The sequence below is a fragment of the Bradyrhizobium sp. LB11.1 genome (genome assembly GCF_040549385.1).
Classification (GTDB): Bacteria; Pseudomonadota; Alphaproteobacteria; order Rhizobiales; family Xanthobacteraceae; genus Bradyrhizobium.
Genome location: NZ_JBEPTH010000002.1, coordinates 415,962 through 439,807 on the forward strand (window position 1 = coordinate 415,962; position 23,846 = coordinate 439,807).

The window sequence follows — 23,846 nt, forward strand, 5'->3', positions numbered from 1 at the left end:
TACAGCCACGCCGTCAGGTGCGTGTCAGGACGCAAGGCTAAAAGTCGTATTTTGCTTGGTTTCACGCCGATGTTACCTTGGGGCAAGACCAGGTTGATCCGGCACGCCCGGACAGCCGGGGCGCGAGGAAACGAAATTCGGGGAGTGAGCACCTATGACAATGGCAGCGGCCGCCGGCAGCGCCGGGGCGCGGGCAATGACCGGCGAAGAGAAGAAGGTGATCTTCGCATCGTCACTCGGTACCGTATTCGAATGGTACGATTTCTATCTGTACGGCTGGACCGCAGCTCAGATCGGCAAGGCGTTCTACTCGGCGTTCGACGCCAACACGCAGTTCATCTTCGCGCTCCTGACCTTCTCCGCGGGCTTCCTGGTTCGCCCCCTCGGCGCACTGGTGTTTGGCCGGGTCGGCGATCTGGTCGGCCGCAAATATACCTTCCTCGTCACCATCTCCATCATGGGCCTGTCGACCTTCCTGGTCGGCCTGACGCCGGGTTACCAAACGATCGGCTGGCTGGCTCCGACGATCCTGATCGGCCTGCGTCTGCTGCAAGGCCTCGCGCTGGGCGGCGAGTACGGTGGCGCCGCGACTTACGTCGCCGAGCACGCGCCGCAAGGCCGTCGCGGATTTTACACCTCCTGGATTCAGACCACCGCGACGATCGGGCTGTTCCTGTCCCTGCTCGTTGTCTACATCGTCCGCAACAGCATGAGCGCCGACGCATTCGGCGATTCGAGCCTCTCGGGCGGCTGGCGTATCCCCTATCTGCTCTCGATCCTGCTGCTCGGCATCTCGATCTGGATCCGCATGCAACTGTCCGAATCGCCGCTGTTCCAGAAGATGAAGGACGAGGGCAAAGGCTCCAAGGCGCCTCTGTCGGAATCTTTCGGCAATTGGCAGAACGGAAGGATCGCGCTGATCGCCCTGCTCGGCCTCACCGCCGGTCAGGCCGTGATCTGGTACGGCGGGCAGTTCTACGCGCGCGTATTCCTCGTCAACACGCTCAAGGTCCCGGCGAACTCGGCTGACATCGCGCTCATTATTGCGCTCGCAATCGCGACCGTCGGCTTCCTGTTCTTCGGCTGGCTTTCGGACAAGATCGGCCGCAAGCCGATCATCCTGGCTGGCTGTCTGCTCGGCGCATTGACGTATCATTTCGCCTTCAGCCTGCTGACGTCCGCCGCCAATCCGGCGCTCGAGAAGGCGCTGGCGAGTGCGCCCGTGTCCGTGGTCGCCGACCCGAAGGACTGCAACGTGCTGTTCGACCCCGTCGGCGGCAGGGTGTTCACCAGTTCCTGCGACGTCGCCCGCAACGCGATGATCGCGTCGTCGGTGAACTTCAAGCTGGAGTCCGGCGCGCCCGGCAGCCTTGCCAAGGTCGTCGTCGGCAACAAGTCGTTTGACTCTGTGAACGGCAACGGCGTCGATCCCAAGGCCTTCGCGGCTGCTCGCACGGCTTTCACCACCGCCGTGACTGCTGCGGTCGGCGAAGCCGGCTACCCCGTCAAGGGCGCTGATCCGGCCGCGATCAACATGCCGCTGCTGATCCTCGTCCTGACCTACCTCGCGATCCTCGTGACCATGGTGTACGGCCCGATCGCCGCCGCCCTCGTCGAGCTGTTTCCGACGCGGATCCGCTACACCTCCATGTCGCTGCCCTATCATATCGGCAACGGCTGGTTCGGCGGTCTGCTGCCGCCGATCGCAGTCGCGCTGGTTGCCGCGACGGGCAATATCTACGCGGGTCTCTGGTACCCGATTGCGATCGCGTCGATGACCTTCATCGTCGGCCTGATCTTCGTCCCGGAAACCAAGGATGTCGACATCACCAGGATCTGATGTCGTCACAAGACCTCGACAGAACCGGCCGCGGAGCGATTCGCGGCCGGTTTGCTTTTGAGCCCCTACTGATTGCCGCCGATGAATTGCAGCACCACCTCGCGGCGGTGCGGGCGCACGCGGTGCTCGATCAGATAGATCCCCTGCCAGGTGCCGAGCGCGAGCTTGCCGTTCAGCACGGGCACATGCAGCGACGTCTGCGTCAACATCGTCTTGACGTGCGCGGGCATATCGTCGGGCCCCTCGGTATCATGCGTCCATGGCGCATGCTCCAGCGCGAGGCGCGACAGCGCGGTGGTGAGATCGACGAGCACGGAGGGATCGGCGTTTTCCTGGATCGTCAGCGAGGCTGAGGTGTGGCGGACGAACAGCGTCAACGCACCCTCGCCCGCGTGGGCCGCAGCGACGAATTTCGCAACCTCGCTGGTGAGATCGGTGAAGCCGCGGCCCGGCGTCTGCACGGTGAGCAGCGATGATACGATGGTGGTGGCCTGCACCGACGATGGCGCTGAGCGCGTCAGCGATCTGCGTGATGTCATTCAAAGGTCTCTCAACTCGAAAGCTGCCGTAGGGTGGGCAAAGCGGAGCGTGCCCACCAATCCGCACAACATTATCAGGTGGTGGGCACGGCGCTTTGCGCCTTTGCCCACCCTACGGCAGCTCAACGTGTGAATAGCGCGAACGGGTCCTCAAATCTTCCCCGACACGTCCTTCTGCACGCGGTTGGCCATGTCGATCAGCCGGCGCCACGCCTTTTCCAGAAACGACATCAACCGGTCCATGTCCTGGTCGCTCGGCAGCGGAATCTCGAGCTTGCGGTCGCCTTCGGCGACCTTTGGCTCGCCTTTCTTCAGGGGGGCTGATTTCGGCAGCGCCTGGTCGATCTTGCCGGAGACGGTCGGCCCAGTGGCGATCTGCCCTTTCAGCTTCTCGACCTCGGCCTGGAGCCGGCCGATCTCGGCATCGAGCGCGGAGCGCTCGTCGGGCACGGCGTAGCAGGCCCAACCGGCGCCGTTCCTGGTGCAGGTCGAGACCGTGCCGGTGCGGGTGTCGAGCCGCAGCACGCCCTCGGGGATCGGCGTCATGCTGTAACGGCCGTTTTCGCCGTCGGGCGCCGATTGCGCGGCAACCGGGCTGCCGCAGACCGTCGTCAGCGCAACGATCGCCGCAGCACACCATGATGTTGTGGATGATTTCGCCGGTCTCATCGCACTCTCCGCCAAGCCGCGCAGCTGGCACACCCTCGAATTCTACACTCCGGCGGGCGACGGCGCACCGCTCGCCCGCGCGAATCCGCCGCCAAAAACCGCATCTGCGAAATCAACGGTGGCGACCGTCCCTTTGATCCCGAAAGCCGCGGCGAAATGTCGGCCACATCGGCGGATCGCGCGGAGAGCTGCTGCGGTGCGGCGTCACGCTGTGTGCAGCGCCGACGCAGAAGAGAATATCATCAATTAAATCAAATAGATAATCGAACACGACGCGATCGTGACTTGGCTTGACTTGATTATGAGCGGTCAGTATGGTCCGCGCGGCTTTTGAGGGTGGCGGGCGCAATTTCCATTCAACCGTGGCGTTTCTGGTCTTCGTGGCATGGCTCAAGACACGGGACACGGCGAGAATGGAGATCGCGATAGATCGCCCGAGGAAGCTGCGCTTTCCGAACGGCTCGGAAGTCTTGATCAGCGGTTGTCGGAATTTCGCGGCCGCCACATCAAGACCGAGCAACCCACAGGTGACAGTGGAGACGGAGCGGCCAGAGCCTCGGCGATGGCGCTTGGTTTTCGGTTATCCTCGGAGTTGGTCGCCGGTGTCGTTGTCGGAGCGGGGATTGGTTGGGGTTTCGACCGCTTGCTGTCGACGTCGCCTTTCGGATTTATCGTGTTCATGCTGCTGGGCTTCGTGGCCGGTGTGGTGAATGTGGTGAGAACGGCGGGCGCGGGTCAGAACAAGCGCGGTGATTCCTAGCCGATCCGACGAGGAGAGGAATTGATCGCGCCGGCTTCGCCGGTGCGGGCCGGCCCGCACCGGCAGACCGAGACACGCCGGCTAGCCCGGCAGACCAAGAGATGCCGCGCCGATGAAAATCGATCCGATCCACCAGTTCAACATCGAGCCTTTCTTCACGCTGGGCCATATCGGCAATCACACGATCGCCTTCACCAATTCGTCGCTCTACATGCTGGTGGCGGTGGCGATCATCTCGATCCTGATGCTTGCCAGCGGCACGCAGCTGGTTCCCGGGCGCCTCCAGTCGGTCGCCGAGATCTCCTACGAATTCGTCGCCTCGACCATCCGTTCGACGGCCGGCGCGGAAGGCATGAAGTTCTTCCCGCTGATCTTCTCGCTGTTCATGTTCCTCTGCGTCTCGAACCTCGTGGGTGTCATCCCCTATACTTTCACGATCGCGAGCCATCTGATCGTCACCGCGGCGCTCGCCTTGCTGGTTTTCTTCACGGTCCTGATTTACGGCGTCTATAAGAACGGCCTGAAATTCTTCAGCATTTTCGTGCCCCACGGCGTCCCCATCTACATCCTGCCGCTGGTGATGTTCATCGAGGTCCTGTCGTTCTTCCTGCGCCCGGTCTCCCACAGCGTCCGTCTGTTCGCCAACATGCTGGCCGGCCACATCGCGCTGAAGGTGTTTGCGGGCTTCGTCGCCATGCTCGGCTTCTCGCTCGGCGCTCTCGGCTGGGTCGGCGGTGTGCTGCCGCTGGCGCTCACGATCGCGCTGTACGCTCTCGAGATCCTGGTCGCGTTCCTGCAAGCCTATGTGTTTGCGATCCTGGCCTGCATCTACCTCAACGACGCCATTCATCCGGGACACTAAGCGGTCCGGGGAATTTCCACCCAAAACCCAATCTTTCTTCCAAGGAGTCTAAAATGGATCCGGCATCAGCAAAACTTATCGGCGCGGGCATCGCATGCATCGGCATGGGTGGCGCGGGCGTCGGCGTGGGCGTGATCTTCGGCAACTACCTCGCCGCAGCCGTTCGCAATCCGTCGGCTGCTCAGGGCCAGTTCGGCAACCTGATCTTCGGCTTCGCCGTGACCGAAGCGCTCGGCATTTTCTCGCTGCTGATCGCACTGCTGCTGCTGTTCGTTCCGCTCTGAGGACGACGTGTTTCGCGCCGCTTCGACCGAAGCGGCGCGCATGACAGCAACAGGAGTACTCCATGGCTGAGAGTCATGGCGGGGCGAAAAGTCCGGCGGCGGGCGCCCACACCGAGACCGAAGGTGGTCACGGTGGCGGTTTTCCGCCGTTCGAGAGCAGCACTTTTGCTTCGCAGCTGGTGTCGCTCGCGATCTTCTTCGTCGTGCTTTACGTGATCGTGTCCAAGCTCGCTCTGCCGAAGGTCGGCGGTGCGATCGAAGCGCGTCAGAACAAGATCGAGGGTGACCTCGCCGAGGCGCAGAAGCTGAAGGACCAGTCCGACGCGGCGCTGAAGGCCTATGAAGGCGAACTCGCTTCGGCGCGCTCGCGGGCGCAGGCCATCGGCAACGAATCCCGCGATAAGGCGAATGCGCAGGCGGATGCCGAGCGCAAAACGCTGGAAGGGCAACTGACGGCCAAGCTCGCCGAAGCGGAGAAGACCATCGCCTCGACCCGCGAGACCGCCATGAGCAACGTCCGCGGCATCGCAGCCGATGCGGCGGGCACCATCGTGCAGCAGCTCACCGGCGTCGTTCCGGATACGGCGTCGGTCAGTGCCGCCGTTGATGCGTCCTTGAAGGGTTAGTCGATATGTTCTTCGAACCTGAATTCTGGGTCGCCGTCGCCTTCGTGATCCTGATGGCCGGATTCGGCTATCTCGGGGTCTTCAAGAAGGCGATGGCCGCGCTCGACCATCGCGCCGACCGCATCAAGGCCGAACTCGACGATGCGACGCGCCTCAAGCAGGAAGCCGCCAAGGTGCTCGCCGACTACAAGGCGCGCAGCGCCCAGGCCGAGCGCGAAGCCGCCGACATCGTCGCCAACGCCAAGGCCGAAGCCGAGCGCATCGCAGCCGACGCCAAGGCGAAGATGGAAGACTTCGTCGCCCGCCGCACCAAGACCGCGGAGAGCAAGATCGCGCTTGCCGAGGCCCAGGCGGTCGCCGATGTCCGCGCCGCAGCCGCGGAAGCCGCCGTCCAGGCCGCCTCCACGATCCTGTCGCAGTCGGTCAAGGGCCAGGTCGCCGACGACCTGCTCGCCAAGGGCATCACCGAGGTTCGGCAGAAGCTGAACTGAGGGCAGACGCCTCATCAATCAAAAAGCCGGCGCTGAGCGCCGGCTTTTTTGTTGGGACCGATGCTGTCGCCCCAAACGAGCCGGACAGCTGAGTTTGCGGCGCCTTACTTCTTCTTCTTTCGCGCCTTCGGCTCGGGCGACAGTGCCTGCGGGTCGAAGCCGACATAGAAGATGTAGGAATCGGCGACTGCGGCCGAGGGCACCGGATAGGACAGGTCCTCGGCAACGAAGGTGAACGGCACGCTGCCGCCCTCCGACATCTCGACCGTAGTCCGGTAGGCCTTCGAAGCGATCACCTTCTCGCCGACGCCGCCCTGCACCACGGCGATGCGCAAGGGGACCTCGACCGTGGCAGGCGAGCCGGCGGGGCCCGCGATGACGCGGCCCTGGATGCCGACGCGGGCGGTGATCTCACTGCCGTTGCGGGCGCATTCGCGCGCCATCTTGGTGATCGAGGCCTGGAAGCGCACGTCGTTGCCGACGGCCGGCTTGCCTGTCGCCCCAACCCCGTAGGTGGACGCTCCAGCGCGCACCGTGACCTGCGGGCAATCGATCTCGTCATCGGCCGCCGGTTGGCCCGGCGCGGGCGCCGGCTTGGGCTGAGCCGGCTCGTCGGACTTGCCGCCGAACAGGCTCTTGAAGCGGTCGGTCAGCGACTGCGCCGCGACCGGCGAGATGGATGCGAATGACACCGACAGCGCCAGCGCGATCACCGGACCCCGCCGCAGCGCATTCCGCAATGATCGAAGCTCATTCATGAACGGCAATACTCCATGACAACGTCCCGGCCGATCGCCGGCTCGATGCGGTTTATATCGCCAAAATCGGCGATCCCAAGGCAGGAAAACAAGGCGGGACAAACCTGACTTTCGCACAAACAGGCGCCCGGCTCAGCCGCGGAAATCCTCATGCAGCAGGCCGAACAGCAGATGGTCCTGCCAGATCCCGTTGATGCAGAGATAGCGGCGCGCCAGTCCCTCGCGCGAGAAGCCGCACTTCTCCAGCACCCGGATCGACGGCGCATTGGTGGGGATGCAGGCGGCCTCGACCCGGTGCAGATTGAGCTCGCCAAACAGCGTCGGCAGCAGCACCCTGAGCGCCGCCGTCATGTAGCCGCGATGGGCCTGCGGCTGGCCGACCCAGTAGCCGATAGTGCCGGCCTGGACGATGCCGCGCCGGACATTGGCCAGCGTAATGCCGCCGATCATGGCGCCGTCAAGCTCGCGGAAGATCAAAAAAGGATAGGAGCGGTCCGCGGCGATATCCTCGGAATAGCGGCGCAGGCGGCGGCGGAAGCCGGACCGGGTCAAATCGTCCGACGGCCAGATCGGCTCCCACGGTGTCAGGTAATCACGGCTGGTCTCGCGCAGATGCGCCCACTGCAAAAAGTCCGACATCTGCGGCGCCCGCAGCAACAGCCCGTTGCCGCGGGGGGCGAGAGCAGCAGGTCCACTGGATGGCAGGCGAAAGAGGGCCATGGTGATGCTTCCCGGGGCAGGGCGTCCGTTGCGCGGCTCCTAGTGCAGCCGCGCCTTGGCGCGCGCCCGGGTCAATCCTTCCGCAAAAGACACCGCCGTGTCCAGACCCCTGCCGCTGCCCAATGCAACCACTGCAGGGCGGCTGCGCGAAAGCAGTGCACGCGCCGCGTCGCGGGTCGATTCCACACTGACGGCGTCGATCCGGGCCACCAGCTCCTGCACCGTCTGCGGCCGGCCATAGGCCAGCACGTGCCGGGCGAGCTGCTCGGCACGCGACGAGCAGCTCTCCAGCGCCATCAGAAGGCCCGCCTTCATCTGCGCCTTGGCGCGGGCGATCTCGGCCTCTGTCAGGGTCTCGACCGAATCATTCATGACGTCGATGACGACCTCCATCATCTCCGGCGCGTCGGCGGGATCAGTCCCGGTGTAGAGGCCGAAGAAGCCGGTGTCGGTATAGGGCGCGTGGAACGAGTAGATCGAATAGCAGAGGCCGCGCTTTTCGCGCACCTCCTGGAACAGCCGCGACGACATTCCGCCGCCGAGGATGTTGGTGAAGACCTGGAGCGAGAACAGCGACAAATCGGTCTGCGGCACGCCTTCGAGCGCCAGCGTCAGATGCGCCTGCTCGAGCTCACGATGCACGACCTTGGCGCCGCCCTTGCCGAACATCGCAACCTGCGGCTTCGGCCCCGGCGTTCCCTCGAAACTCGCAAATCGCTTTTCGACCTCGGCGACGACCTGCTTGTGATCGACGGCACCGGCCGCCGCCACCACCATGTCGGGGCCGCGGTAATGCGTCGAGAGATAGTCGCGCAGCGAGTCGCGGTTGAAGCTCTTCAGCGTCTTGGCGGTGCCGAGCAGCGACCGGCCCATCGGCTGGTCGGGATAGCAGAGCTCGTTGAGATGCTCGAACACGACGTCGTCGGGCGTGTCCTGGGCCGCGCCGATCTCCTGCACGATGACGTTCTTCTCGCGCTCGAGCTCTTCGGGCTCGAAGGCGGGGTTGGCCAGGATGTCGGCGAGCACGTCGAGCGCCAGCGGCACGTCGGCCTTCATCACCCGGGCATAATAGGAGGTGGTTTCGGTCGAGGTGCCGGCATTGAGGTCGCCGCCGACCGCCTCGATCTCCTCGACGATCTCGCGCGAGGAGCGCCCGGTCGTGCCCTTGAACGCCATGTGCTCGAGCAGGTGCGAGATGCCATGCTCGTTCGGCTTCTCGTCGCGGCCGCCGACGCCGGCCCAGACGCCGAGTGCGGCGGTCTCGAGGTGAGGCATGTTGTCGGTGACGACGGTCAGGCCGGACGCAAGCTTGGAAATCTCGACGCTCATCCGGCAACTCCCTGTTTTGCGGCGCGGCTGACCGACAGCACGAACCGCTCGACCTCGCTCTGATCGTTCTTCACCACCTTCATGTGTTCGGATTTGGTCATGAGACCGTCGAGCCATGCCGGCAGTTGCGGCCGCTGGCCGCAGGCCGCATCCACGGCATCAGGGAATTTCGCCGGATGCGCGGTCGAGAGCACGATGTTGGGCACGGTCGTGTCGGTCGTGTCGCGATCGGCGACCGCAAGCGCCACGGCGGTATGGGGATCGACGAGCTCGCCGGCCTCGCGCCAGGCGGCGCGGATCGCAGCCGCGGTTTCGGTCTCATCGGCGCGGCCGGCGTCGAATTCTTCGCGGATCGCGGCCAGCGTCGCATCCGGCAGCACGAAGCGGCCCGACTGCTTCAGCGAATCCATCAGCCGGCGCACGCCGGCCGCATCGCGCTTGCTCGCTTCGAACAGCAGCCGCTCGAAATTCGAGGAGATCTGGATGTCCATCGAGGGCGAGGCGGTCGCGTGCACCTCGCGCACCTCGTAGATGCCGGTCTTGAGCGTCCGGGCGAGAATGTCATTGACGTTCGCGGCAATGCGCAGGGTTCGCACGGGAAGGCCCATGCGCTTGGCGACGTAGCCCGCAAAAATATCGCCGAAATTTCCGGTCGGCACGATGAAATCCACCGCGCGCGCCGGTGCGCCGGCGGCGACTGCGGAGGTGAAATAATAGACCACTTGCGCGACGATGCGCGCCCAGTTGATGGAATTGACGCCGGACAGCGAGGTCGCATCGCGGAAGCGATGGTTGTTGAACATCCCCTTCACCAGCGCCTGGCAGTCGTCGAAATTGCCTTCGATGGCGAGCGCGTGGACATTGGCGGCGCCCGTCGTCGTCATCATGCGCTGCTGCACCTCGGAGACGCGGCCGTGCGGGAACAGCACGATGAGGTCGACATTCTCCAGACCCGCGAAAGCATCGACCGCGGCGCCGCCGGTGTCGCCGGAGGTCGCGACCACGATGGTGGTGCGCTGGCCGCGCTTGGCCAGCACATGGTCCATCAGCCGCGAGATCAGCTGCATCGCCACGTCCTTGAAGGCGAGCGTCGGGCCGTGGAACAACTCCAGCACGAATTGATGCGGCGACATCTGGCGCAGCGGCACCACGGCCGGATGACGAAAGGTGGCATAGGCCTCGTTCGCCATGCGGCCGAGCTCGGCGTCCGAGATCTCGCCGCCAACGAACGGGCGAATGATTTCGACCGCGACCTCCCAATAGGGGCGACCGAAGAAGCCTGCGATGGTCTCGGCCGAAAGCTGCGGCCAGGTCACCGGCACATACAGGCCGCCGTCGCGGGCAAGCCCGGTCAGCATCACGTCGCAGAAGCCAAGCTCGGGGGCCTCGCCCCGGGTCGAGATATAACGAGTCAAACTGCCCTCCAAAGGCTGGTCCGGCCTGAATCCGATCCTTAAGCCTTTGATTTCACGATATTCCTAGGTCACAACCAAGAGATTCCGGCACCATAGAGTGTTTTGCGAGGCCGCACCATGCCCAACGAAAAAGGGCTGCGGCGATGCCGCAGCCCTCTCTTGGAAGGTCTGTCGTTGATGTGTGCAGACCCGGTTTTCCGTCGTGGGGCGCCGCCCCAGAAATCGTTCGTTCGAGCTATCGTCACCTGTCACGGGATCGTCAAGAAGAAAAACGCCACACGACGCCGAATGTTCCTGTTTTTCCCGATTTGCCCCGACGGTGCCGACGATCGCAGTGCCGGGTGCCCGGCCCTGTTGCCTGTTTTTCCCGAATCGATGCGCCGGATAAGGAACGAACGCCGCCCCGGCCCATTGTGTCCGCGGATCGCATCAGCCGTCGTCCACACATTGCCCGGACGCGCGGCGGCGCCGATCCGTCGGCCGAACTGGCTGCATCCTGGAGCAGCCGGTTCGGTCCCTGACGGATCAATTCATCCCGATTTCCACCGCGATCCGGATCAGGTCGGAGTGGTTCTTGGCGCCGAGCTTCTGCTTGAGCAGGGACGTGGTGTTGGCGACCGTCTTGTAGGAAATACCGAGCGCCTCGGCGACCTCGACGATCTTGTTACCGCGTCCAAGCAGGCGAAGAATTTCAAGCTCCCGCGGCGTCATCTGCGAGGCCGGATTGGCCTTGATCGCGGCGCCCGAGAAAGTCACGGCCTCCGCGAGCTGCGGCGAGATGAAATTGTCGCCTGCAACCACCTTGCGCACCGCCTTGAGCAGAATCCGGGGATCGTCGCCCTTGGAGACATAGCCTTGCGCCCCGAGTTCGACCGCGCGCACCACGAAGGCCGGATCATCGTTCATGCTGAACATGATGATCTTGGCATCCGGGTCGTCCTTGCGGATCCGGCGCATCAGCTCGAAGCCGGAGACGTCAGGCAGGCTGATGTCGATCACGGTCACGTCGGGCCGCTTGCTGACATAGGCGCGATGGCCTGATTTCGCGTCGGTCGCCTCCTCGATCCGGATCGAATGGTCCGACGCAAAAAGGGTGCGGCAACCGGACAGCACCACTGGATGGTCGTCGACAATCAGGACCCTCGTCGCTGGCTTGGTATCTTGCATCGCGCGCTCTCTTGTTTTCTGGACTCATAGACCGGCGGGAACAAATGGAAAGAGAAAATCCCGCCAATGCGCGTTAGAATTGACCTAATGTGGCATCGACTTTCGTTCAGGACCCAGCTGTTTCTCCCGCTCGGCATGAGTTTCATTGCGGCTCTGCTGATGGGCGGCATTCTCCTGCACCTTTTCACAACCGGCCAACTCGCCGAAGAGAGCGAGCCGGCGCAGCGATCGACCCAGGCGGTCGCCGAGGCCCTCAACAGCGCCCTGCGGTCGTCAGACAACCCGCGCAGGACTCTCGACGACTTTGTCCGGATGCTGGGCGCATCGTCGGATATCCAATTCCATTCGGTGGAAGCCGGTTCTCCCCCGTTTGCGCCGAGGCCTCTGCGGGGCCCGCATAGCCCGCCGAGATGGTTCGTCAATCTCCTCACCATCCCCGCCCTGCATATCGCATTCCCCGTCACCATCGACAGCAGGCGCGTCGGCGACATCGTGTTCGTGCCCGATCTGTCGGCCGACCTGTTCGAAAAATGGATCGGCTTTCTGGCACTGACGAGCCTCATCGCGGTGCTGATGGTGCTGACCGGAACGATCGCCTATCTCTTCGCGAGATCCGCGCTGCAGCCCCTGCAGGCTCTCGGCGCAGGCCTCACCCGGATCCGGCGGGGCGATTACGCGACCCCGATTCCGGTCGCGGGCCCGCCGGAAATCCGGCGGAGCTGCGAGGAAGCCAACGCGCTGGCATCCACGCTCGCGCAATTGAACCAGGACAATCGCGACCTGTTGCATCGGCTGGTGTCGCTCCAGGACAACGAGCGGCGCGATCTCGCCCGCGAGCTCCATGACGAGCTTGGCCCGCTGCTGTTCAGCATCCGCGCCGGCACGATCGCGCTGAGCGAGGCCTCGCCGCAGACGGGAAATCCCGGCAATTCGGTGCAGGAGATGATGCGATCGGTCGAGGCGCTCCAGCAAACCAACCGCCGCATCCTCGACCGGCTGCGACCGCTCTACATCGAGGAATTGGGGCTCGAGGCCAGCGTGCAGACGTTGCTTGGCAATTTCCGCAGGCAGGCGCCGCATATCGGGCTCACCGCGACGATCGATCCTGATCTCAACGGGATCGACGGGCCGTTGGCCCAAACCGTCTACCGCGTCATCCAGGAGACCTTGACCAACGTGCTGCGCCACGCCGGAGCACGCAACGCCCATGTGGAGGCGGCGATTGCCGGCGATGTACTCGCGGTCGAAGTCTCCGACGATGGCAGCGGCTTTCCCGCCGACAACGTCTTCGGCCGCGGCTTGACCGGCATGCATGAACGCGTGCGCGCGCTCAGCGGATCGCTGTCACTGCTGCGGGCGGACGAACGAACCTATGTGCGCTGCCGCCTGCCGCTCGGGGAAGTCCCGATTTCCAGCTAGCACGCACCGCAATCGTGCGAGCCCTGCAGTGCCGGCTCGCACTGGGTGCTATGGATCTTGCCTTCAGGGCTGAAGCGAAACGAGGCGCGGATGCGCAGCGCGCCGGCGACGGAATATTCGAGATCGATGCCGTTCTGCGCGGGATGGATTTCCTCCAGGCCGAAGCCTGCCGAGGAGAAGGCGCTGAGTTTCGGTCCCCAATAAGTTTCAAGCTCGTGCCGGCCGCGATAGAGATTTGTGCCGTTGCATGTGCATTCCAGCTCGGCATCGTCGGCATAGAGGTCGAGCAGGGTCGCGAGGTCGCCCTTGCGGCAGGCATCCACCCAATCGACAACAAGTCCCATCTGATCGAAATCGCGCACGCCAGAAATCCTGATTGCCGCGGAAAAATTCAGATGCGGCTTAAGATCATCCTCGTGAATATGCGCTGAATAATAAAGACCGGGCGATTCCGGGTTCCCACCAGGAACCTACGGACTCGGGTCGCTTTGGCGCCGTCCCCGCAGCCAGACGCCGAATGCGACCAGCACCGCGCCGGCAAGCGTGAACCATGTGATGGCGTATTGCAGATGGTCGTCTTTCAGGTGCACATCCAGCGGCCCCGGGCGCGGAATGCCGTTCTCGGGCATCGGCTGTTCAAGATCGACATAGAACGGCGCGGTCGTGCCCCAATGAAGCGCGGTTGCAATCGCGAGATGATCGCGCACGAACCATAGCCGCTTGTCCCGGTTCTCGGCCGGCGTGAACCATCCCGCCCCTTCCGGAAAGCGCAGATAGCCGGTGAGCGCGACCGGCGCGCCGGTGACGAGCTTCTTCACGGCGCGATCCTCGACGCTGCGCTCCTGCATCGTGTTCTCGACGAAGCCCGCATCGATCACGACGGTCTCGCCGCTCGGCAGCCGCGCCGGCACGAAGGCCCAGGTGCCGGGGCCGGAGGCATCCTTGCGCACGGCGGAGCCGGACGAATAGACCATCGCATCCGGCGCGGCAGCGTAAGTTGCCGTGAAGCTAACGCGGCGGAATTCATCGCGCGCAGGGCTCAGCGCCGCCCATTGCGCAGGCGGCGGCAGCGCGACCGGTGCCTCCGCAAGGCGCACGGTAAGTGCGGCAATCAGTTCGTGCTTGGCGGTGCGGCGCTGCAATTGCCAGACACCGAGCGCGACGAAGGCCGCGGTCAGCAGAAGCGTGAACAGCGCGAAGCCGGCCACGCGAGGCGTGCGCGCAGTCTCGCTCATTTCGAGCGGTCGACCAGCCGGCCAGGTGCGGCCTTGTGGTGGAATTGCAGCGCGATCAGCAGCGATTTCATGGAGCGTAGTGGGAGAAGCGTGGTCGCGAGGATCAACGGCAGCCACAGCACCGCATGCAGCCAGTATGGTGGCTGATATTTGACCTCGACGATGAGCGCGCAGCCGACCACGATCGCGCCGGCCAGCATGATGATGAAGATCGCCGGACCGTCGCCGGCGTCGATGAAGGCGTAGTCGAGGCCGCAGCGGTCACAGGACGGCGCGAGCGTCAGGAAGCCCGCATAGAGCTTGCCCTCACCGCAGCGCGGACATTTGCAGGCGAGCCCGCGTAGTGCGCTTTGCAGGACGGTGGGCTGGGATTCAGGGGTGCCGGCAGTTTCGTTCATGATCCGCAAGTCTATCACAGTTTCAGTCGGGTCTCCGGCCACCGGAAAGCAAAAGAGCGGCCCCGCGGCCGCCCTTTCCAGATCGATTGACCGCGGCTCAGTGCGCGGCGTGGGCCATGGTCTCGGCGCCGTGGCCCCAGACATAGATGCACAGGAACAGGAACAGCCACACCACGTCGACGAAGTGCCAGTACCAGGCGGCGAACTCGAAGCCGAGATGCTGCGTCGGCGTGAAGTGGCCGGCATAGGCGCGCGCAAGGCACACGATCAGGAAGATCGTGCCGACCAGCACGTGGAAACCGTGGAAGCCGGTCGCCATGAAGAAGGTCCCGCCGTAGACGTTGCCGGCAAAGGAGAACGCCGCGTGGCTGTACTCATAGGCCTGCACGCAGGTGAAGAGCGCGCCCAGGATGACGGTGAGGATCAGCCCGTATTTCAGGCCCTTGCGATCGCCTTCAAGCAGTGCGTGGTGGGCCCAGGTCACCGTGGTGCCGGAGGTGAGCAGGATCAACGTGTTGAGGAGCGGCAGATGCCAGGGATCGAAGGTCTCGATGCCATGGGGCGGCCAGGTGCCCGGCACGGTGCACGCGCCGGCCGCAGTGCCAAGGCCGCAGCCGAACACGGCGTCGCGGGTGGCGTGGACGGCGTCGGCCGGGAACAGTGCGGCGTTGAAATAGGCCCAGAACCAGGCAACGAAGAACATCACCTCGGAGGCGATAAACAGGATCATGCCGTAGCGGTGGCTGATCTGCACGACACGGGTGTGGTCGCCCTTGTATTGGGCTTCCTTGATCACGTCGCCCCACCAGCTCGCCATGGTGTAGAGCACGCCGATGACTCCGACACCGAAGATGATCGGCGCTGCCGAGAGCATGTGATGCATCCAGGTGATCGCGCCGACCGCCATGATGAAGGCCGAGATGGACCCGACCACCGGCCATGGAGAGGGATCGACCAGATGGTAGTCGTGATGCTTGCCTTGCGCGGTAGCCATTGCGGTCTCTCTCCTCAATCCCGTGCCTGTCCGGCACTTATCCCCTTACTCCAACCCCTGAGCGTCAACCGGGCGGTTGGAGATTTCCCTTGCGTTTATCGTCATCGCCGGATGCGAGCGGCTTCACCACCGGATCTTTCACCGGATAGAACGTGTACGACAGCGTGATCGTGCTGAGCCCGTCATTGTCGTGATCATCGACGATCGACGGATCGACGTAGAACACCACGGGCATCTCGCGCTTCTCGCCCGGCGCCATGGTCTGCTCGGTGAAGCAGAAGCAGTTGATCTTCTCGAAATAGGACCCGACCGTCAGCGGCGCGACGTTGTAGGCGGCCTGGCCCGAGGTGGTGCGCGCGGCCTGGTTGGTCACGGTGTAATAGATGGTGGTGACCTGGCCGATCTTGACCTCGACCTCGGTCTGCTCCGGCTCGAACTTCCAGGGCAGGCCGGGCGCGACGTTGGAATCGAACCGCACCGTGATCCTGCGCGCGATCGGACCGGACGCTGGCGCCGAGGTCGCGACCTGGGTCGTGCCGTTGAAGCCGGTGGCGCGGCAGAACCAGTTGTAGAACGGGACTGCTGCGTAGGACGCGCCGACCATCAGCGCGACCACGCCGCCGCAGATCGACGCGACCAGCGCATCGCGGCCCAAACCACGGCGCACCGCCTTTGGGGTCACGTCCTGCGATACAGTCGGCTTCTGATCCATGTTTCCTACATCGGCCGAACTAGAACCGCCGGCCCCTTGACCATGGTGACGGCGAAGAAAAGGATGACGAGCACACCGAGCGCGAGCGCGATTGCGATCGAGCGCTGACGACGGCTCTTCTTCTGCGCCTCGGTGAGGACGATTCCATCTGGCTCGGGTTTGTCTGCCATTCCTGCCTCATGCGCCCCCGACCATCGGAGCGAGCGCCCGAAACACGACCTCGGCCAGCAAGGTCGCGAACAGCGCGAACAGATACAGGATCGAGAAGGCAAACAGCTTGCGGGTCGCGCGCAGCGATTGGCTGCGTTCGCGGCGTATATAGACGTTGATCGCGAGCACCAGCATGCCGGCACCGAGGATCAGCGAGACGATGCCGTAGACAGCATCGAAATAACCGAGCGCCCAGGGCGCGGCGGCAACCGCGATCAGCACGATGGTGTAGAGCAGGATCTGGAGACGGGTCGCATCAGGACCGGCGACATTGGGCAGCATCGGAATGCCGGCGCGGGCGTAGTCGTCGGAGCGGAACAGCGCCAGCGCCCAAAAATGCGGCGGCGTCCAGAAGAAGATGATGGCGAACAGCAGCAGCGGCTCGACGTCGACCGTGCCGGTCACGGAGGCCCAGGCCACCACTGGCGGCAGCGCACCGGCGGCGCCGCCAATCACGATGTTCTGCGCGGTCCAGCGCTTCAGGCCCATCGTGTAGATCACGACGTAGAAGAAGATGGTGAAGGCGAGCAGCGCGCCCGCGATCCAGTTGACGAGGATGCCGAGCGTCATCACCGAGAAGAAGGCGAGCGTCATGCCGAACGCCATCGCCTCGGGCCGGGTGATGCGGCCGCGCGGGATCGGACGGTTCGCGGTGCGCGACATCTTGGCGTCGATGTCGCCTTCGAGCGCCATATTGAGCGCACCGGATGCGCCGGCACCGACGGCGATGCAGAGCAGCGAGGTGATCGCGAGCACCCAATGGAAGTGCCCCGGAGCCATCGCCATTCCGACCAGCGCGGTGAAGATCACGAGCGACATCACCCGCGGCTTGAGCAGCGCGAGGTAATCACCAACCTCCGCTTCGGAGATGCGGGGATTGATGTCGATGGCATTGTGGTCGAGGACGGACACTAATTTAACTCGCTTCGTTATAGAGCCGCGGCGCCCGGCTCGGGCGCCGCGGGAGTCGTGTGTGGCTTACTGCACGCGAGGCAGCACCTCGAACTGGTGGAAGGGCGGCGGCGAGGACAGCGTCCACTCCAGCGTGGTGGCGCCTGCACCCCAGGGATTGTCGCCCGCCGGGACCTTCTTCATGAAGGCGTCGAACACGCAATAGAGGAAGATCAGGACGCCGAAGCCGGAGATGTAGGAGCCGATCGACGAGACTAGGTTCCAGCCCGCGAACGCGTCCGGATAATCGACATAGCGGCGCGGCATGCCCGACAGGCCGAGGAAGTGCTGCGGGAAGAACACCAGGTTGACGCCGACGAAGGTAAACCAGAAATGCGCCTTGGCCAGCGTCTCGCTGTACATGTAGCCCGTCATCTTCGGGAACCAGTAGTACCAACCGGCGAAGATTGCGAACACCGCGCCGAGCGACAGCACGTAGTGGAAGTGCGCGACGACATAGTAGGTCTCCTGGAGCACGCGGTCGACGCCGGCATTCGCCAGCACGACGCCGGTGACGCCACCGACGGTGAACAGGAAGATGAAGCCCACCGCCCAGATCATCGGCGCGCGGAAGTCGATCGAGCCGCCCCACATCGTGGCGATCCAGGAGAAGATCTTCACGCCGGTCGGAACCGCGATCACCATGGTGGCAGCGACGAAATAGGCCTGCGTCGCCGAGGACATGCCGACCGTGTACATGTGATGCGCCCACACCACGAAGCCGATGCCGCCGATCGCGACCATGGCGTAGGCCATGCCGAGATAGCCGAACACGGGCTTGCGCGAGAAGGTCGAGACGATCTGGCTGACCATGCCGAAGCCCGGCAGGATCAGGATGTACACCTCGGGGTGACCGAAGAACCAGAACAGGTGCTGGAACAGCACGGGGTCACCACCGCCATCGGGCGCGAAGAATGAGGTGCCGAAGTTGCGGTCGGTGAGCAGCATCGTGATCGCACCGGCGAGCACCGGCAGCGACAGCAGCAGCAGGAACACCGTCACCAGGATCGACCACACGAACAGCGGCATCTTGTGCAGGGTCATGCCCGGCGCGCGCATGTTGAAGATCGTGGTGATGAAGTTGATGGCGCCGAGGATCGACGAGGCGCCGGCAAGATGCAGCGACAGGATCGCGAAGTCGACGGCCGGTCCCGGATGGCCGGAGCTCGACAGCGGTACGTACATGGTCCAGCCGGTCCCGACGCCGTTGGCGCCCGGCTCTCCCTCGACGAAGGACGAGATCAGCAGCAGCGCGAAAGAGGCCGGCAGCAGCCAGAACGAGATGTTGTTCATGCGCGGGAACGCCATGTCCGGCGCGCCGATCATCAGCGGCACGAACCAGTTGCCGAACCCGCCGATCATCGCGGGCATGACCATGAAGAAGATCATGATCAGGCCGTGAGAGGTCACGAATACGTTATAGGTGTGCGTCTCGTGGAATATCTGCACGCCCGGATACATCAACTCGGCACGGATCGCGATCGACATCGCGGCACCGATGACGCCGGCGATGACCGCGAAGATCAGGTACATCGTGCCGATGTCCTTGTGGTTGGTCGAATAGACATAGCGGCGCCATCCGGTCGGATGGGCATGCTCGTCATGTCCGTGGTCTTGCGCGTGATCGCCGTGTGCCGCTGCGCTGGTTGCCATTTTCAAATCCTGCCTTGCGTCCCATTCGGACCTTTGGAGGTCCCGCCCTTTATGTCGCTTTCAGTCCCTCAAACCGTCGCCCGGCGCTTACTGCGTCGGGCCGGCCGCGGAGGCGAAAGTGCTGGTGCCGCCGCTCGCAAATTTCTTCTTCGCCGATTCAACCCAGGAGGCGAACTCCTGATCGTTCACCACGCGAATCGCGATCGGCATAAAGGCATGGTCCTTGCCGCAGAGCTCCGAGCACTGGCCGTAGAACATGCCGGTCTTGGTCGCCTTGAACCAGGTCTCGTTCAACCGCCCCGGAATGGCGTCGATTTTGACGCCGAAAGCCGGAAGCGCGAAGGCATGAATGACGTCAGCGCCGGTGACCTGAACGCGAATCACCTTGTTGACCGGGACGACCATCTCGTTGTCGACGCCGAGCAGGCGAGGCTGCTTGTCCTGGGCCAGCAGCGAGTCGAACTCGAACTTGCCATTGTCAGGATAGGCATAAGACCAGTACCACTGCTTGCCGGTCGCCTTGATGGTCAGATCCGCCTTCGGCACATCGAGTTCGAGGAACAGCAGGCGGAACGACGGCACCGCGATGCCGACCAGAATCAGCACCGGCACCAGGGTCCACACCACTTCGATCAGTGTGTTGTGGGTGGTCCGCGACGGCACCGGATTGGCCTTCGAGTTGAACTTCACGACCACGGCAACGAGCAGCCCCAGCACGAACAGCGTGATCACGATAATGAGCACGGACAAGAAGTCGTGGAACCAGACGATATTGTCCATCACCGGAGACCCGGAGGCCTGAAGGTGCCATTCCCACGGCTCAGGCTGCCCAAGCTCGGCAAATGCCGCGCCGCCCGTCGCCAGCGTGATGCCAATCGCCGCCAAGGCGACGGTGGCCAATCCCAGCAAATGCCGGCCCACCCGACTCTTCGACATCCTCATGCCGCTCGCGCTCCCCTAACGAAATCACCCCAGGTGCATTCCCCTATTTCCGGGAAATGCTTATCCGATCCGCCCGTCTGACAAACCGCCACTCAAGAATACCTCTAAGAGGAATCGGGCCAGATCGCTAGAACGCCGAAATCAAGCCTCTCAAACCATAATTCTTGATCTATCGCAATGCAGTCTTGAGCCCGGTCTGTCTGCCATCACCCGCAAGATATTTCCCAGCAAGATCAGACAAAAATGCCGCTTCCCGGGATGCCGCAGCTTGACAGCTGAATTGCCCGCTGTAGGCACAGGCGCAGCGCCGCGCAGGAACCTGATTCGTGGCGGCAATGGCGGCCGAGGCGGCGCGGAATTTGCTTGTGAATTGCCTTCAAGACGCCGTCATTCCCGTATCAGTCCACCAGCGCAAGCGACCGAGGCGAGCAGAGGGACCGACCCCGATGGGGCTTTCGAGATGCATGGCAAGGCCGGCTGACGGCCTCAAGGCGCTGGTCGGCCTCCTGGCTGCTGCCCTTCTCCTTGCCTTGCCAGGTATCGCCCATGCGCAGGGCGCGGTGCGCTCCGTCCATGGCGACTGGCAGATCCGCTGCGACACCCCGCCAGGGGCCCAGGCCGAGCAATGCGCCCTGATCCAGAGCGTGGTGGCGGAAGACCGTTCCAACGCCGGCCTCACCGTGATCGTGCTCAAGACTGCCGACCAGAAGAGCCGCCTGATGCGCGTGGTCGCCCCCTTGGGCGTCCTCCTGCCCTCCGGCCTCGGGCTCAAGCTCGACAACCAGGACGTCGGCCGCGCCGGCTTCGTCCGCTGCCTGCCCAATGGCTGCGTCGCCGAGGTCGTCATGGACGACAAGCTGCTCGGCCAGCTCCGCAGCGCCAAGACCGCGACCTTCATCATCTTCGAGACCCCTGAGGAAGGCATCGGCTTTCCGCTCAGCCTGAACGGCCTCGGCGAGGGCTACGACAAGCTGCCGTGAGGCTGGACCTATTGTTTCCGTAATGTGAGGCTTCGCGCCCTCGCGGAACCGTTCTGAAACCATTATCTTGCCCCACATCTTCCGATAATGGACGGACGCATGACCAACCCAGCCACAACCTCCCTGCTCGACCGCGCCAATCTCGACCGCGACCAGGTTCGCCACGAGCTCGCGCGCGGGCTTGCCGGTGCCGACGACGGCGAATTGTTCCTGGAATACAGCCAGACCGAAGCGCTGATGTTCGACAATGGGCGGCTGAAGCAGGCGACCTACGACACCTCGCAAGGATTTGGCCTGCGTGCGGTGAAGGACGACGCGGTCGGCTACGCGCATTCCTCCGACGTATCGCTGCCGGCGCTGATTCGCGCCGCTGATGCGGTCGCAGCCGTCCGCGGCGGCTATTCCGGCAGCTTTGCCGCCCCGCCAGCGCATACCAACGTGCGACTTTATAATGACGACAATCCGCTGGACGCGCCGGGCTTCGAGACCAAGGTCAAGCTGCTCGCCGAAATCGACGCCTATCTGCGCGACAAGGATCCGCGGGTGCGGCAGGTCAGTGTCAGCCTGGGTGCGACCTGGCAGGTCGTCGAGATCCTGCGCCCGGACGGGGAGAGCTATCGCGACATCCGCCCGCTGGTGCGCGTCAACGTCTCCGTGGTCGCCGGCCAGGGCGACCGCCAGGAAAGCGGCAGCAAGGGCTACGGCGGCCGCGCCGGCTATGCCGAATTCATCGAGAGCAAGAACTGGCGCGACGCCGCCGACGGCGCGCTGCGCGAGGCCCTGGTCAATCTGGAATCGATTCCCGCTCCGGCAGGCGAGATGGACGTCGTGCTCGGCGCCGGCTGGCCCGGCGTGATGCTGCATGAAGCAGTCGGCCACGGCCTCGAGGGCGACTTCAACCGCAAGAAGACGTCTGCCTTCGCTGGCCTGATGGGCCAGCAGGTCGCGGCCAAGGGCGTCACCGTGGTCGACGACGGCACCATTGCCTCGCGCCGCGGCTCGCTGTCGATCGACGACGAGGGCACGCCGACCAATCGCACCGTGCTGATCGAGGACGGCATCCTGGTCGGCTACATGCAAGACCGCCAGAACGCGCGGCTGATGAACATGAAGCCGACCGGCAACGGCCGCCGCCAGGGCTATGCCCATGTGCCGATGCCGCGCATGACCAACACCTACATGCTCGCAGGCAACCGCGATCCGGCCGAGATTCTTGCGTCCGTGAAGAACGGCGTGTTTGCCGCGAATTTCGGCGGCGGGCAGGTCGACATCACCTCGGGCAAATACGTCTTCCAGTGCACCGAGGCCTACAAGATCGAGAACGGCAAGATCGGCGCACCGCTAAAGGGCGCCATGCTGATCGGCAACGGGCCGACTGACCTGCATCGCATCCGCATGATCGGCAACGATCTCGCGCTCGATACCGGCATCGGCACCTGCGGCAAGAACGGTCAGGGCGTGCCGGTCGGCGTCGGCCAGCCGTCGCTGCTGATGGAACGCATTACAGTGGGTGGAACGGGCGCATGAGCGTTGAAAAAGTAACTGTCAGCACCAAGCGGAAGAGCAGCGGCTGGGGCGGTCAGCTCGTGCAGCTCGCCGGCATTGTCGCCGCCGTCTTCATCGCCAAGGGCGCGCTGGCCGAACCGTTCTACGTGCCGTCGGGCTCGATGGAGCCGACGCTGTTGATCGGCGACGCCCTGCTGGCTTCGAAATTCCCCTATGGCTATGGCACCTCGTCGCTGCCGATTCAGATCAACCTGCCGGAAACCGGCCGCGTCTTCGCGGAAACGCCGAAGCAAGGCGACGTCGTCGTGTTCCGCTGGCCCGGCGACCGCTCCCAGGCCTGGGTCAAGCGCGTCGTGGGCCTGCCCGGCGATCGCATCCAGATGCGACAGGGGCAGCTCTTCGTCAACGATCGCCCCGCCGAACTCAAGCCGGATGGCGTTGGCGCCGCCGAGGATGACAATGGCGGCAGCGAGCCCGCCTACCGCTATGTCGAGACGCTGCCGAATGGCGTCAAGCACCTGATCTTCAAGATGCGCGACAACGGTCCGCTCGACAATACGCAGGAAGTGACGGTACCGGCCGGACATCTGTTCGTGCTCGGCGACAACCGCGACAACTCGGCCGACAGCCGCGTGCCGCTCCGCTCCGGCGGCGTCGGCCTGCTGCCGGTCGATAATCTTGTCGGCCGTGCCGATGCCGTGCTCGGCTCCTGGGATCTCGGCATGCGCGGCCAGCCGGTGTGGACCTGGCTCTCCGGATTCCGCATGGCGCGGTTCTTCACCGCCGTGCACTGACGACGATCGCGGGGTGGGTGAGGACGAATTCCTCGCTGTCGCCCTGCAAAATCCCGTCAACGCCGCGATCCTCGATGAACTACATCATCTCGCGCTCCCGGATGCGTGGCTGGTCTCGGGATGCCTGGTGCAGACGGTGTGGAACGTTCTCACCCACCGCGCCATCGATCACGGCATCGCCGATTACGACGTCTTCTACTTCGATCCTGATATGTCCTGGGAAGCGGAGGACGCCGTGATCCGCAACCTGCAAACGCGCCTCGACCATCTCGGCGTCAAGATCGAGGCTCGCAATCAGGCGCGGGTGCATCTGTGGTACCCGGACAAGCATGGCCTGCCCTATCCACCGCTGTTGTGCTCGAGCAACGGTATCGACCGTTTCCTCACGCAGAGTACGCAAGTGGGCGTGAGACGCACAGACGATGGTCTTGAAGTTTACGCGCCGCACGGGTTCGACGACGTCGAGAGATTGATCGTGCGGCCCAATCCGGCGTTGAATTTTTCTGCGGCAAACTATGCGGCAAAGGCGGCGCGGTGGAAGTCGCTATGGCCGGAGATCACGGTCATCGCGACGGATTGAAGTCTACCGCAC

27 protein-coding genes are annotated in these 23,846 nt (G+C 64.0%); 11 read left to right on the plus strand and 16 right to left on the minus strand.

Annotation, left to right across the window (positions count from 1 at the left end; genetic code table 11):
* The first annotated feature begins 154 nt into the window (after window positions 1-154).
* Window positions 155-1,840 carry an MFS transporter gene (locus ABIA96_RS05850; protein WP_354136069.1) on the plus strand — a complete coding sequence of 562 codons (1,686 nt, stop codon included), beginning with the start codon at window positions 155-157 and terminating at the stop codon, window positions 1,838-1,840.
* Between the two features lie 65 nt (window positions 1,841-1,905).
* Here ABIA96_RS05850 and ABIA96_RS05855 read toward each other — a convergent pair whose 3' ends face one another.
* Window positions 1,906-2,379 carry a secondary thiamine-phosphate synthase enzyme YjbQ gene (locus ABIA96_RS05855; RefSeq protein ID WP_354136070.1) on the minus strand — a complete coding sequence of 158 codons (474 nt, stop codon included), beginning with the start codon at window positions 2,377-2,379 and terminating at the stop codon, window positions 1,906-1,908.
* Between the two features lie 150 nt (window positions 2,380-2,529).
* Window positions 2,530-3,048, minus strand: a complete 519-nt coding sequence (locus ABIA96_RS05860; protein WP_354136071.1) for a hypothetical protein — start codon at window positions 3,046-3,048, stop codon at window positions 2,530-2,532.
* A gap of 385 nt (window positions 3,049-3,433) precedes the next feature.
* Between ABIA96_RS05860 and ABIA96_RS05865 the strand changes: the two genes are divergently transcribed.
* The 5 genes from ABIA96_RS05865 to ABIA96_RS05885 all read left to right on the plus strand — a co-directional run bounded on the left by ABIA96_RS05865 (window position 3,434) and on the right by ABIA96_RS05885 (window position 6,071).
* Complete coding sequence (locus ABIA96_RS05865; protein ID WP_354136072.1) at window positions 3,434-3,808, plus strand: AtpZ/AtpI family protein; 375 nt, start codon at window positions 3,434-3,436, stop codon at window positions 3,806-3,808.
* 112 nt (window positions 3,809-3,920) lie between these two features.
* Window positions 3,921-4,670, plus strand: a complete 750-nt coding sequence (locus tag ABIA96_RS05870) for a F0F1 ATP synthase subunit A (protein ID WP_354136073.1) — start codon at window positions 3,921-3,923, stop codon at window positions 4,668-4,670.
* A 53-nt stretch (window positions 4,671-4,723) separates the two neighbouring features.
* Window positions 4,724-4,954, plus strand: coding sequence for a F0F1 ATP synthase subunit C (locus tag ABIA96_RS05875; RefSeq protein ID WP_200457466.1), 231 nt, complete (start codon window positions 4,724-4,726; stop codon window positions 4,952-4,954).
* Window positions 4,955-5,016: 62 nt separating this feature from the next.
* Entirely contained in the window at window positions 5,017-5,580 is a 564-nt protein-coding gene (locus ABIA96_RS05880) for a F0F1 ATP synthase subunit B (RefSeq protein WP_354136074.1), read from the plus strand.
* Window positions 5,581-5,585: 5 nt separating this feature from the next.
* Entirely contained in the window at window positions 5,586-6,071 is a 486-nt protein-coding gene (locus ABIA96_RS05885; RefSeq protein ID WP_354136075.1) for a F0F1 ATP synthase subunit B family protein, read from the plus strand.
* 104 nt (window positions 6,072-6,175) lie between these two features.
* Here ABIA96_RS05885 and ABIA96_RS05890 read toward each other — a convergent pair whose 3' ends face one another.
* The 5 genes from ABIA96_RS05890 to ABIA96_RS05910 form a co-directional block, all read right to left on the minus strand.
* Window positions 6,176-6,829: a hypothetical protein gene (locus tag ABIA96_RS05890; RefSeq protein ID WP_354136076.1), complete on the minus strand. Its 654-nt coding sequence runs from the start codon at window positions 6,827-6,829 to the stop codon at window positions 6,176-6,178.
* A gap of 132 nt (window positions 6,830-6,961) precedes the next feature.
* Window positions 6,962-7,549 (minus strand): GNAT family N-acetyltransferase, encoded by a 588-nt coding sequence (locus ABIA96_RS05895; RefSeq protein ID WP_354136077.1) that lies wholly within the window; start codon window positions 7,547-7,549, stop codon window positions 6,962-6,964.
* A gap of 39 nt (window positions 7,550-7,588) precedes the next feature.
* Window positions 7,589-8,878, minus strand: coding sequence for a M16 family metallopeptidase (locus ABIA96_RS05900; RefSeq protein WP_354136078.1), 1,290 nt, complete (start codon window positions 8,876-8,878; stop codon window positions 7,589-7,591).
* Window positions 8,875-10,293: a threonine synthase gene (gene thrC, locus ABIA96_RS05905; protein ID WP_354136079.1), complete on the minus strand. Its 1,419-nt coding sequence runs from the start codon at window positions 10,291-10,293 to the stop codon at window positions 8,875-8,877. The genes ABIA96_RS05900 and thrC overlap by 4 nt, the downstream gene beginning before the upstream one ends.
* Window positions 10,294-10,818: 525 nt before the next feature.
* A complete protein-coding gene (locus ABIA96_RS05910) occupies window positions 10,819-11,460 on the minus strand; it encodes a response regulator transcription factor (protein ID WP_354136080.1) in 642 nt (213 codons plus the stop codon).
* 87 nt (window positions 11,461-11,547) lie between these two features.
* Here ABIA96_RS05910 and ABIA96_RS05915 point away from each other — a divergent pair, with 87 nt between their 5' ends.
* Window positions 11,548-12,879, plus strand: coding sequence for a histidine kinase (locus ABIA96_RS05915; protein ID WP_354136081.1), 1,332 nt, complete (start codon window positions 11,548-11,550; stop codon window positions 12,877-12,879).
* Here the strand turns inward: ABIA96_RS05915 and ABIA96_RS05920 are convergent.
* The 9 genes from ABIA96_RS05920 to coxB form a co-directional block, all read right to left on the minus strand.
* Window positions 12,876-13,241 carry a nuclear transport factor 2 family protein gene (locus tag ABIA96_RS05920; protein ID WP_354136082.1) on the minus strand — a complete coding sequence of 122 codons (366 nt, stop codon included), beginning with the start codon at window positions 13,239-13,241 and terminating at the stop codon, window positions 12,876-12,878. The two genes, ABIA96_RS05915 and ABIA96_RS05920, sit on opposite strands and share 4 nt — an antisense overlap.
* Before the next feature lie 108 nt (window positions 13,242-13,349).
* Window positions 13,350-14,114: an SURF1 family protein gene (locus ABIA96_RS05925; protein WP_354136083.1), complete on the minus strand. Its 765-nt coding sequence runs from the start codon at window positions 14,112-14,114 to the stop codon at window positions 13,350-13,352.
* Window positions 14,111-14,512 carry a DUF983 domain-containing protein gene (locus ABIA96_RS05930; protein ID WP_354136084.1) on the minus strand — a complete coding sequence of 134 codons (402 nt, stop codon included), beginning with the start codon at window positions 14,510-14,512 and terminating at the stop codon, window positions 14,111-14,113. The genes ABIA96_RS05925 and ABIA96_RS05930 overlap by 4 nt, the downstream gene beginning before the upstream one ends.
* A 97-nt stretch (window positions 14,513-14,609) precedes the next feature.
* A complete protein-coding gene (locus ABIA96_RS05935) occupies window positions 14,610-15,506 on the minus strand; it encodes a cytochrome c oxidase subunit 3 (RefSeq protein ID WP_354136085.1) in 897 nt (298 codons plus the stop codon).
* Between the two features lie 64 nt (window positions 15,507-15,570).
* Window positions 15,571-16,218 (minus strand): cytochrome c oxidase assembly protein, encoded by a 648-nt coding sequence (locus ABIA96_RS05940; RefSeq protein WP_354136086.1) that lies wholly within the window; start codon window positions 16,216-16,218, stop codon window positions 15,571-15,573.
* Window positions 16,219-16,223: 5 nt separating this feature from the next.
* Window positions 16,224-16,388, minus strand: coding sequence for a cytochrome c oxidase system small membrane protein (locus ABIA96_RS05945; protein ID WP_148754405.1), 165 nt, complete (start codon window positions 16,386-16,388; stop codon window positions 16,224-16,226).
* 7 nt (window positions 16,389-16,395) lie between these two features.
* Entirely contained in the window at window positions 16,396-17,340 is a 945-nt protein-coding gene (locus ABIA96_RS05950; RefSeq protein WP_354136087.1) for a heme o synthase, read from the minus strand.
* 66 nt (window positions 17,341-17,406) lie between these two features.
* Window positions 17,407-19,032 carry a cytochrome c oxidase subunit I gene (gene ctaD, locus ABIA96_RS05955; RefSeq protein WP_354136088.1) on the minus strand — a complete coding sequence of 542 codons (1,626 nt, stop codon included), beginning with the start codon at window positions 19,030-19,032 and terminating at the stop codon, window positions 17,407-17,409.
* An 87-nt stretch (window positions 19,033-19,119) separates the two neighbouring features.
* Entirely contained in the window at window positions 19,120-19,974 is an 855-nt protein-coding gene (gene coxB / locus ABIA96_RS05960) for a cytochrome c oxidase subunit II (protein ID WP_354136089.1), read from the minus strand.
* Window positions 19,975-20,420: 446 nt separating this feature from the next.
* Between coxB and ABIA96_RS05965 the strand changes: the two genes are divergently transcribed.
* The 4 genes from ABIA96_RS05965 (at window position 20,421) to ABIA96_RS05980 (ending at window position 23,834) form a co-directional block, all read left to right on the plus strand.
* A complete protein-coding gene (locus tag ABIA96_RS05965) occupies window positions 20,421-20,954 on the plus strand; it encodes an invasion associated locus B family protein (protein ID WP_354136090.1) in 534 nt (177 codons plus the stop codon).
* A gap of 99 nt (window positions 20,955-21,053) precedes the next feature.
* Window positions 21,054-22,481: a metalloprotease TldD gene (gene tldD / locus ABIA96_RS05970; RefSeq protein ID WP_354136091.1), complete on the plus strand. Its 1,428-nt coding sequence runs from the start codon at window positions 21,054-21,056 to the stop codon at window positions 22,479-22,481.
* Entirely contained in the window at window positions 22,478-23,254 is a 777-nt protein-coding gene (lepB, locus tag ABIA96_RS05975; RefSeq protein WP_354136092.1) for a signal peptidase I, read from the plus strand. Before tldD ends, lepB begins: the two co-directional genes overlap by 4 nt.
* A 13-nt stretch (window positions 23,255-23,267) precedes the next feature.
* On the plus strand, window positions 23,268-23,834 hold the full coding sequence (locus ABIA96_RS05980) for a nucleotidyltransferase family protein (protein WP_354136093.1): 567 nt from the start codon (window positions 23,268-23,270) through the stop codon (window positions 23,832-23,834).
* Window positions 23,835-23,846 lie beyond the last annotated feature (12 nt).

What these genes read in the sequence shown, in the direction of transcription:
- ABIA96_RS05850 (WP_354136069.1), top strand. Translation starts at nt 155, where the DNA reads ATGACAATGGCAGCGGCCGCCGGCAGCGCCGGGGCGCGGGCAATGACC.
- ABIA96_RS05855 (WP_354136070.1), bottom strand. Translation starts at nt 2,379, where the DNA reads ATGACATCACGCAGATCGCTGACGCGCTCAGCGCCATCGTCGGTGCAG.
- ABIA96_RS05860 (WP_354136071.1), bottom strand. Translation starts at nt 3,048, where the DNA reads ATGAGACCGGCGAAATCATCCACAACATCATGGTGTGCTGCGGCGATC.
- ABIA96_RS05865 (WP_354136072.1), top strand. Translation starts at nt 3,434, where the DNA reads ATGGCTCAAGACACGGGACACGGCGAGAATGGAGATCGCGATAGATCG.
- ABIA96_RS05870 (WP_354136073.1), top strand. Translation starts at nt 3,921, where the DNA reads ATGAAAATCGATCCGATCCACCAGTTCAACATCGAGCCTTTCTTCACG.
- ABIA96_RS05875 (WP_200457466.1), top strand. Translation starts at nt 4,724, where the DNA reads ATGGATCCGGCATCAGCAAAACTTATCGGCGCGGGCATCGCATGCATC.
- ABIA96_RS05880 (WP_354136074.1), top strand. Translation starts at nt 5,017, where the DNA reads ATGGCTGAGAGTCATGGCGGGGCGAAAAGTCCGGCGGCGGGCGCCCAC.
- ABIA96_RS05885 (WP_354136075.1), top strand. Translation starts at nt 5,586, where the DNA reads ATGTTCTTCGAACCTGAATTCTGGGTCGCCGTCGCCTTCGTGATCCTG.
- ABIA96_RS05890 (WP_354136076.1), bottom strand. Translation starts at nt 6,829, where the DNA reads ATGAATGAGCTTCGATCATTGCGGAATGCGCTGCGGCGGGGTCCGGTG.
- ABIA96_RS05895 (WP_354136077.1), bottom strand. Translation starts at nt 7,549, where the DNA reads ATGGCCCTCTTTCGCCTGCCATCCAGTGGACCTGCTGCTCTCGCCCCC.
- ABIA96_RS05900 (WP_354136078.1), bottom strand. Translation starts at nt 8,878, where the DNA reads ATGAGCGTCGAGATTTCCAAGCTTGCGTCCGGCCTGACCGTCGTCACC.
- ABIA96_RS05910 (WP_354136080.1), bottom strand. Translation starts at nt 11,460, where the DNA reads ATGCAAGATACCAAGCCAGCGACGAGGGTCCTGATTGTCGACGACCAT.
- ABIA96_RS05915 (WP_354136081.1), top strand. Translation starts at nt 11,548, where the DNA reads ATGTGGCATCGACTTTCGTTCAGGACCCAGCTGTTTCTCCCGCTCGGC.
- ABIA96_RS05925 (WP_354136083.1), bottom strand. Translation starts at nt 14,114, where the DNA reads ATGAGCGAGACTGCGCGCACGCCTCGCGTGGCCGGCTTCGCGCTGTTC.
- ABIA96_RS05930 (WP_354136084.1), bottom strand. Translation starts at nt 14,512, where the DNA reads ATGAACGAAACTGCCGGCACCCCTGAATCCCAGCCCACCGTCCTGCAA.
- ABIA96_RS05935 (WP_354136085.1), bottom strand. Translation starts at nt 15,506, where the DNA reads ATGGCTACCGCGCAAGGCAAGCATCACGACTACCATCTGGTCGATCCC.
- ABIA96_RS05940 (WP_354136086.1), bottom strand. Translation starts at nt 16,218, where the DNA reads ATGGATCAGAAGCCGACTGTATCGCAGGACGTGACCCCAAAGGCGGTG.
- ABIA96_RS05945 (WP_148754405.1), bottom strand. Translation starts at nt 16,388, where the DNA reads ATGGCAGACAAACCCGAGCCAGATGGAATCGTCCTCACCGAGGCGCAG.
- ctaD (WP_354136088.1), bottom strand. Translation starts at nt 19,032, where the DNA reads ATGGCAACCAGCGCAGCGGCACACGGCGATCACGCGCAAGACCACGGA.
- coxB (WP_354136089.1), bottom strand. Translation starts at nt 19,974, where the DNA reads ATGAGGATGTCGAAGAGTCGGGTGGGCCGGCATTTGCTGGGATTGGCC.
- ABIA96_RS05965 (WP_354136090.1), top strand. Translation starts at nt 20,421, where the DNA reads ATGGGGCTTTCGAGATGCATGGCAAGGCCGGCTGACGGCCTCAAGGCG.
- tldD (WP_354136091.1), top strand. Translation starts at nt 21,054, where the DNA reads ATGACCAACCCAGCCACAACCTCCCTGCTCGACCGCGCCAATCTCGAC.
- lepB (WP_354136092.1), top strand. Translation starts at nt 22,478, where the DNA reads ATGAGCGTTGAAAAAGTAACTGTCAGCACCAAGCGGAAGAGCAGCGGC.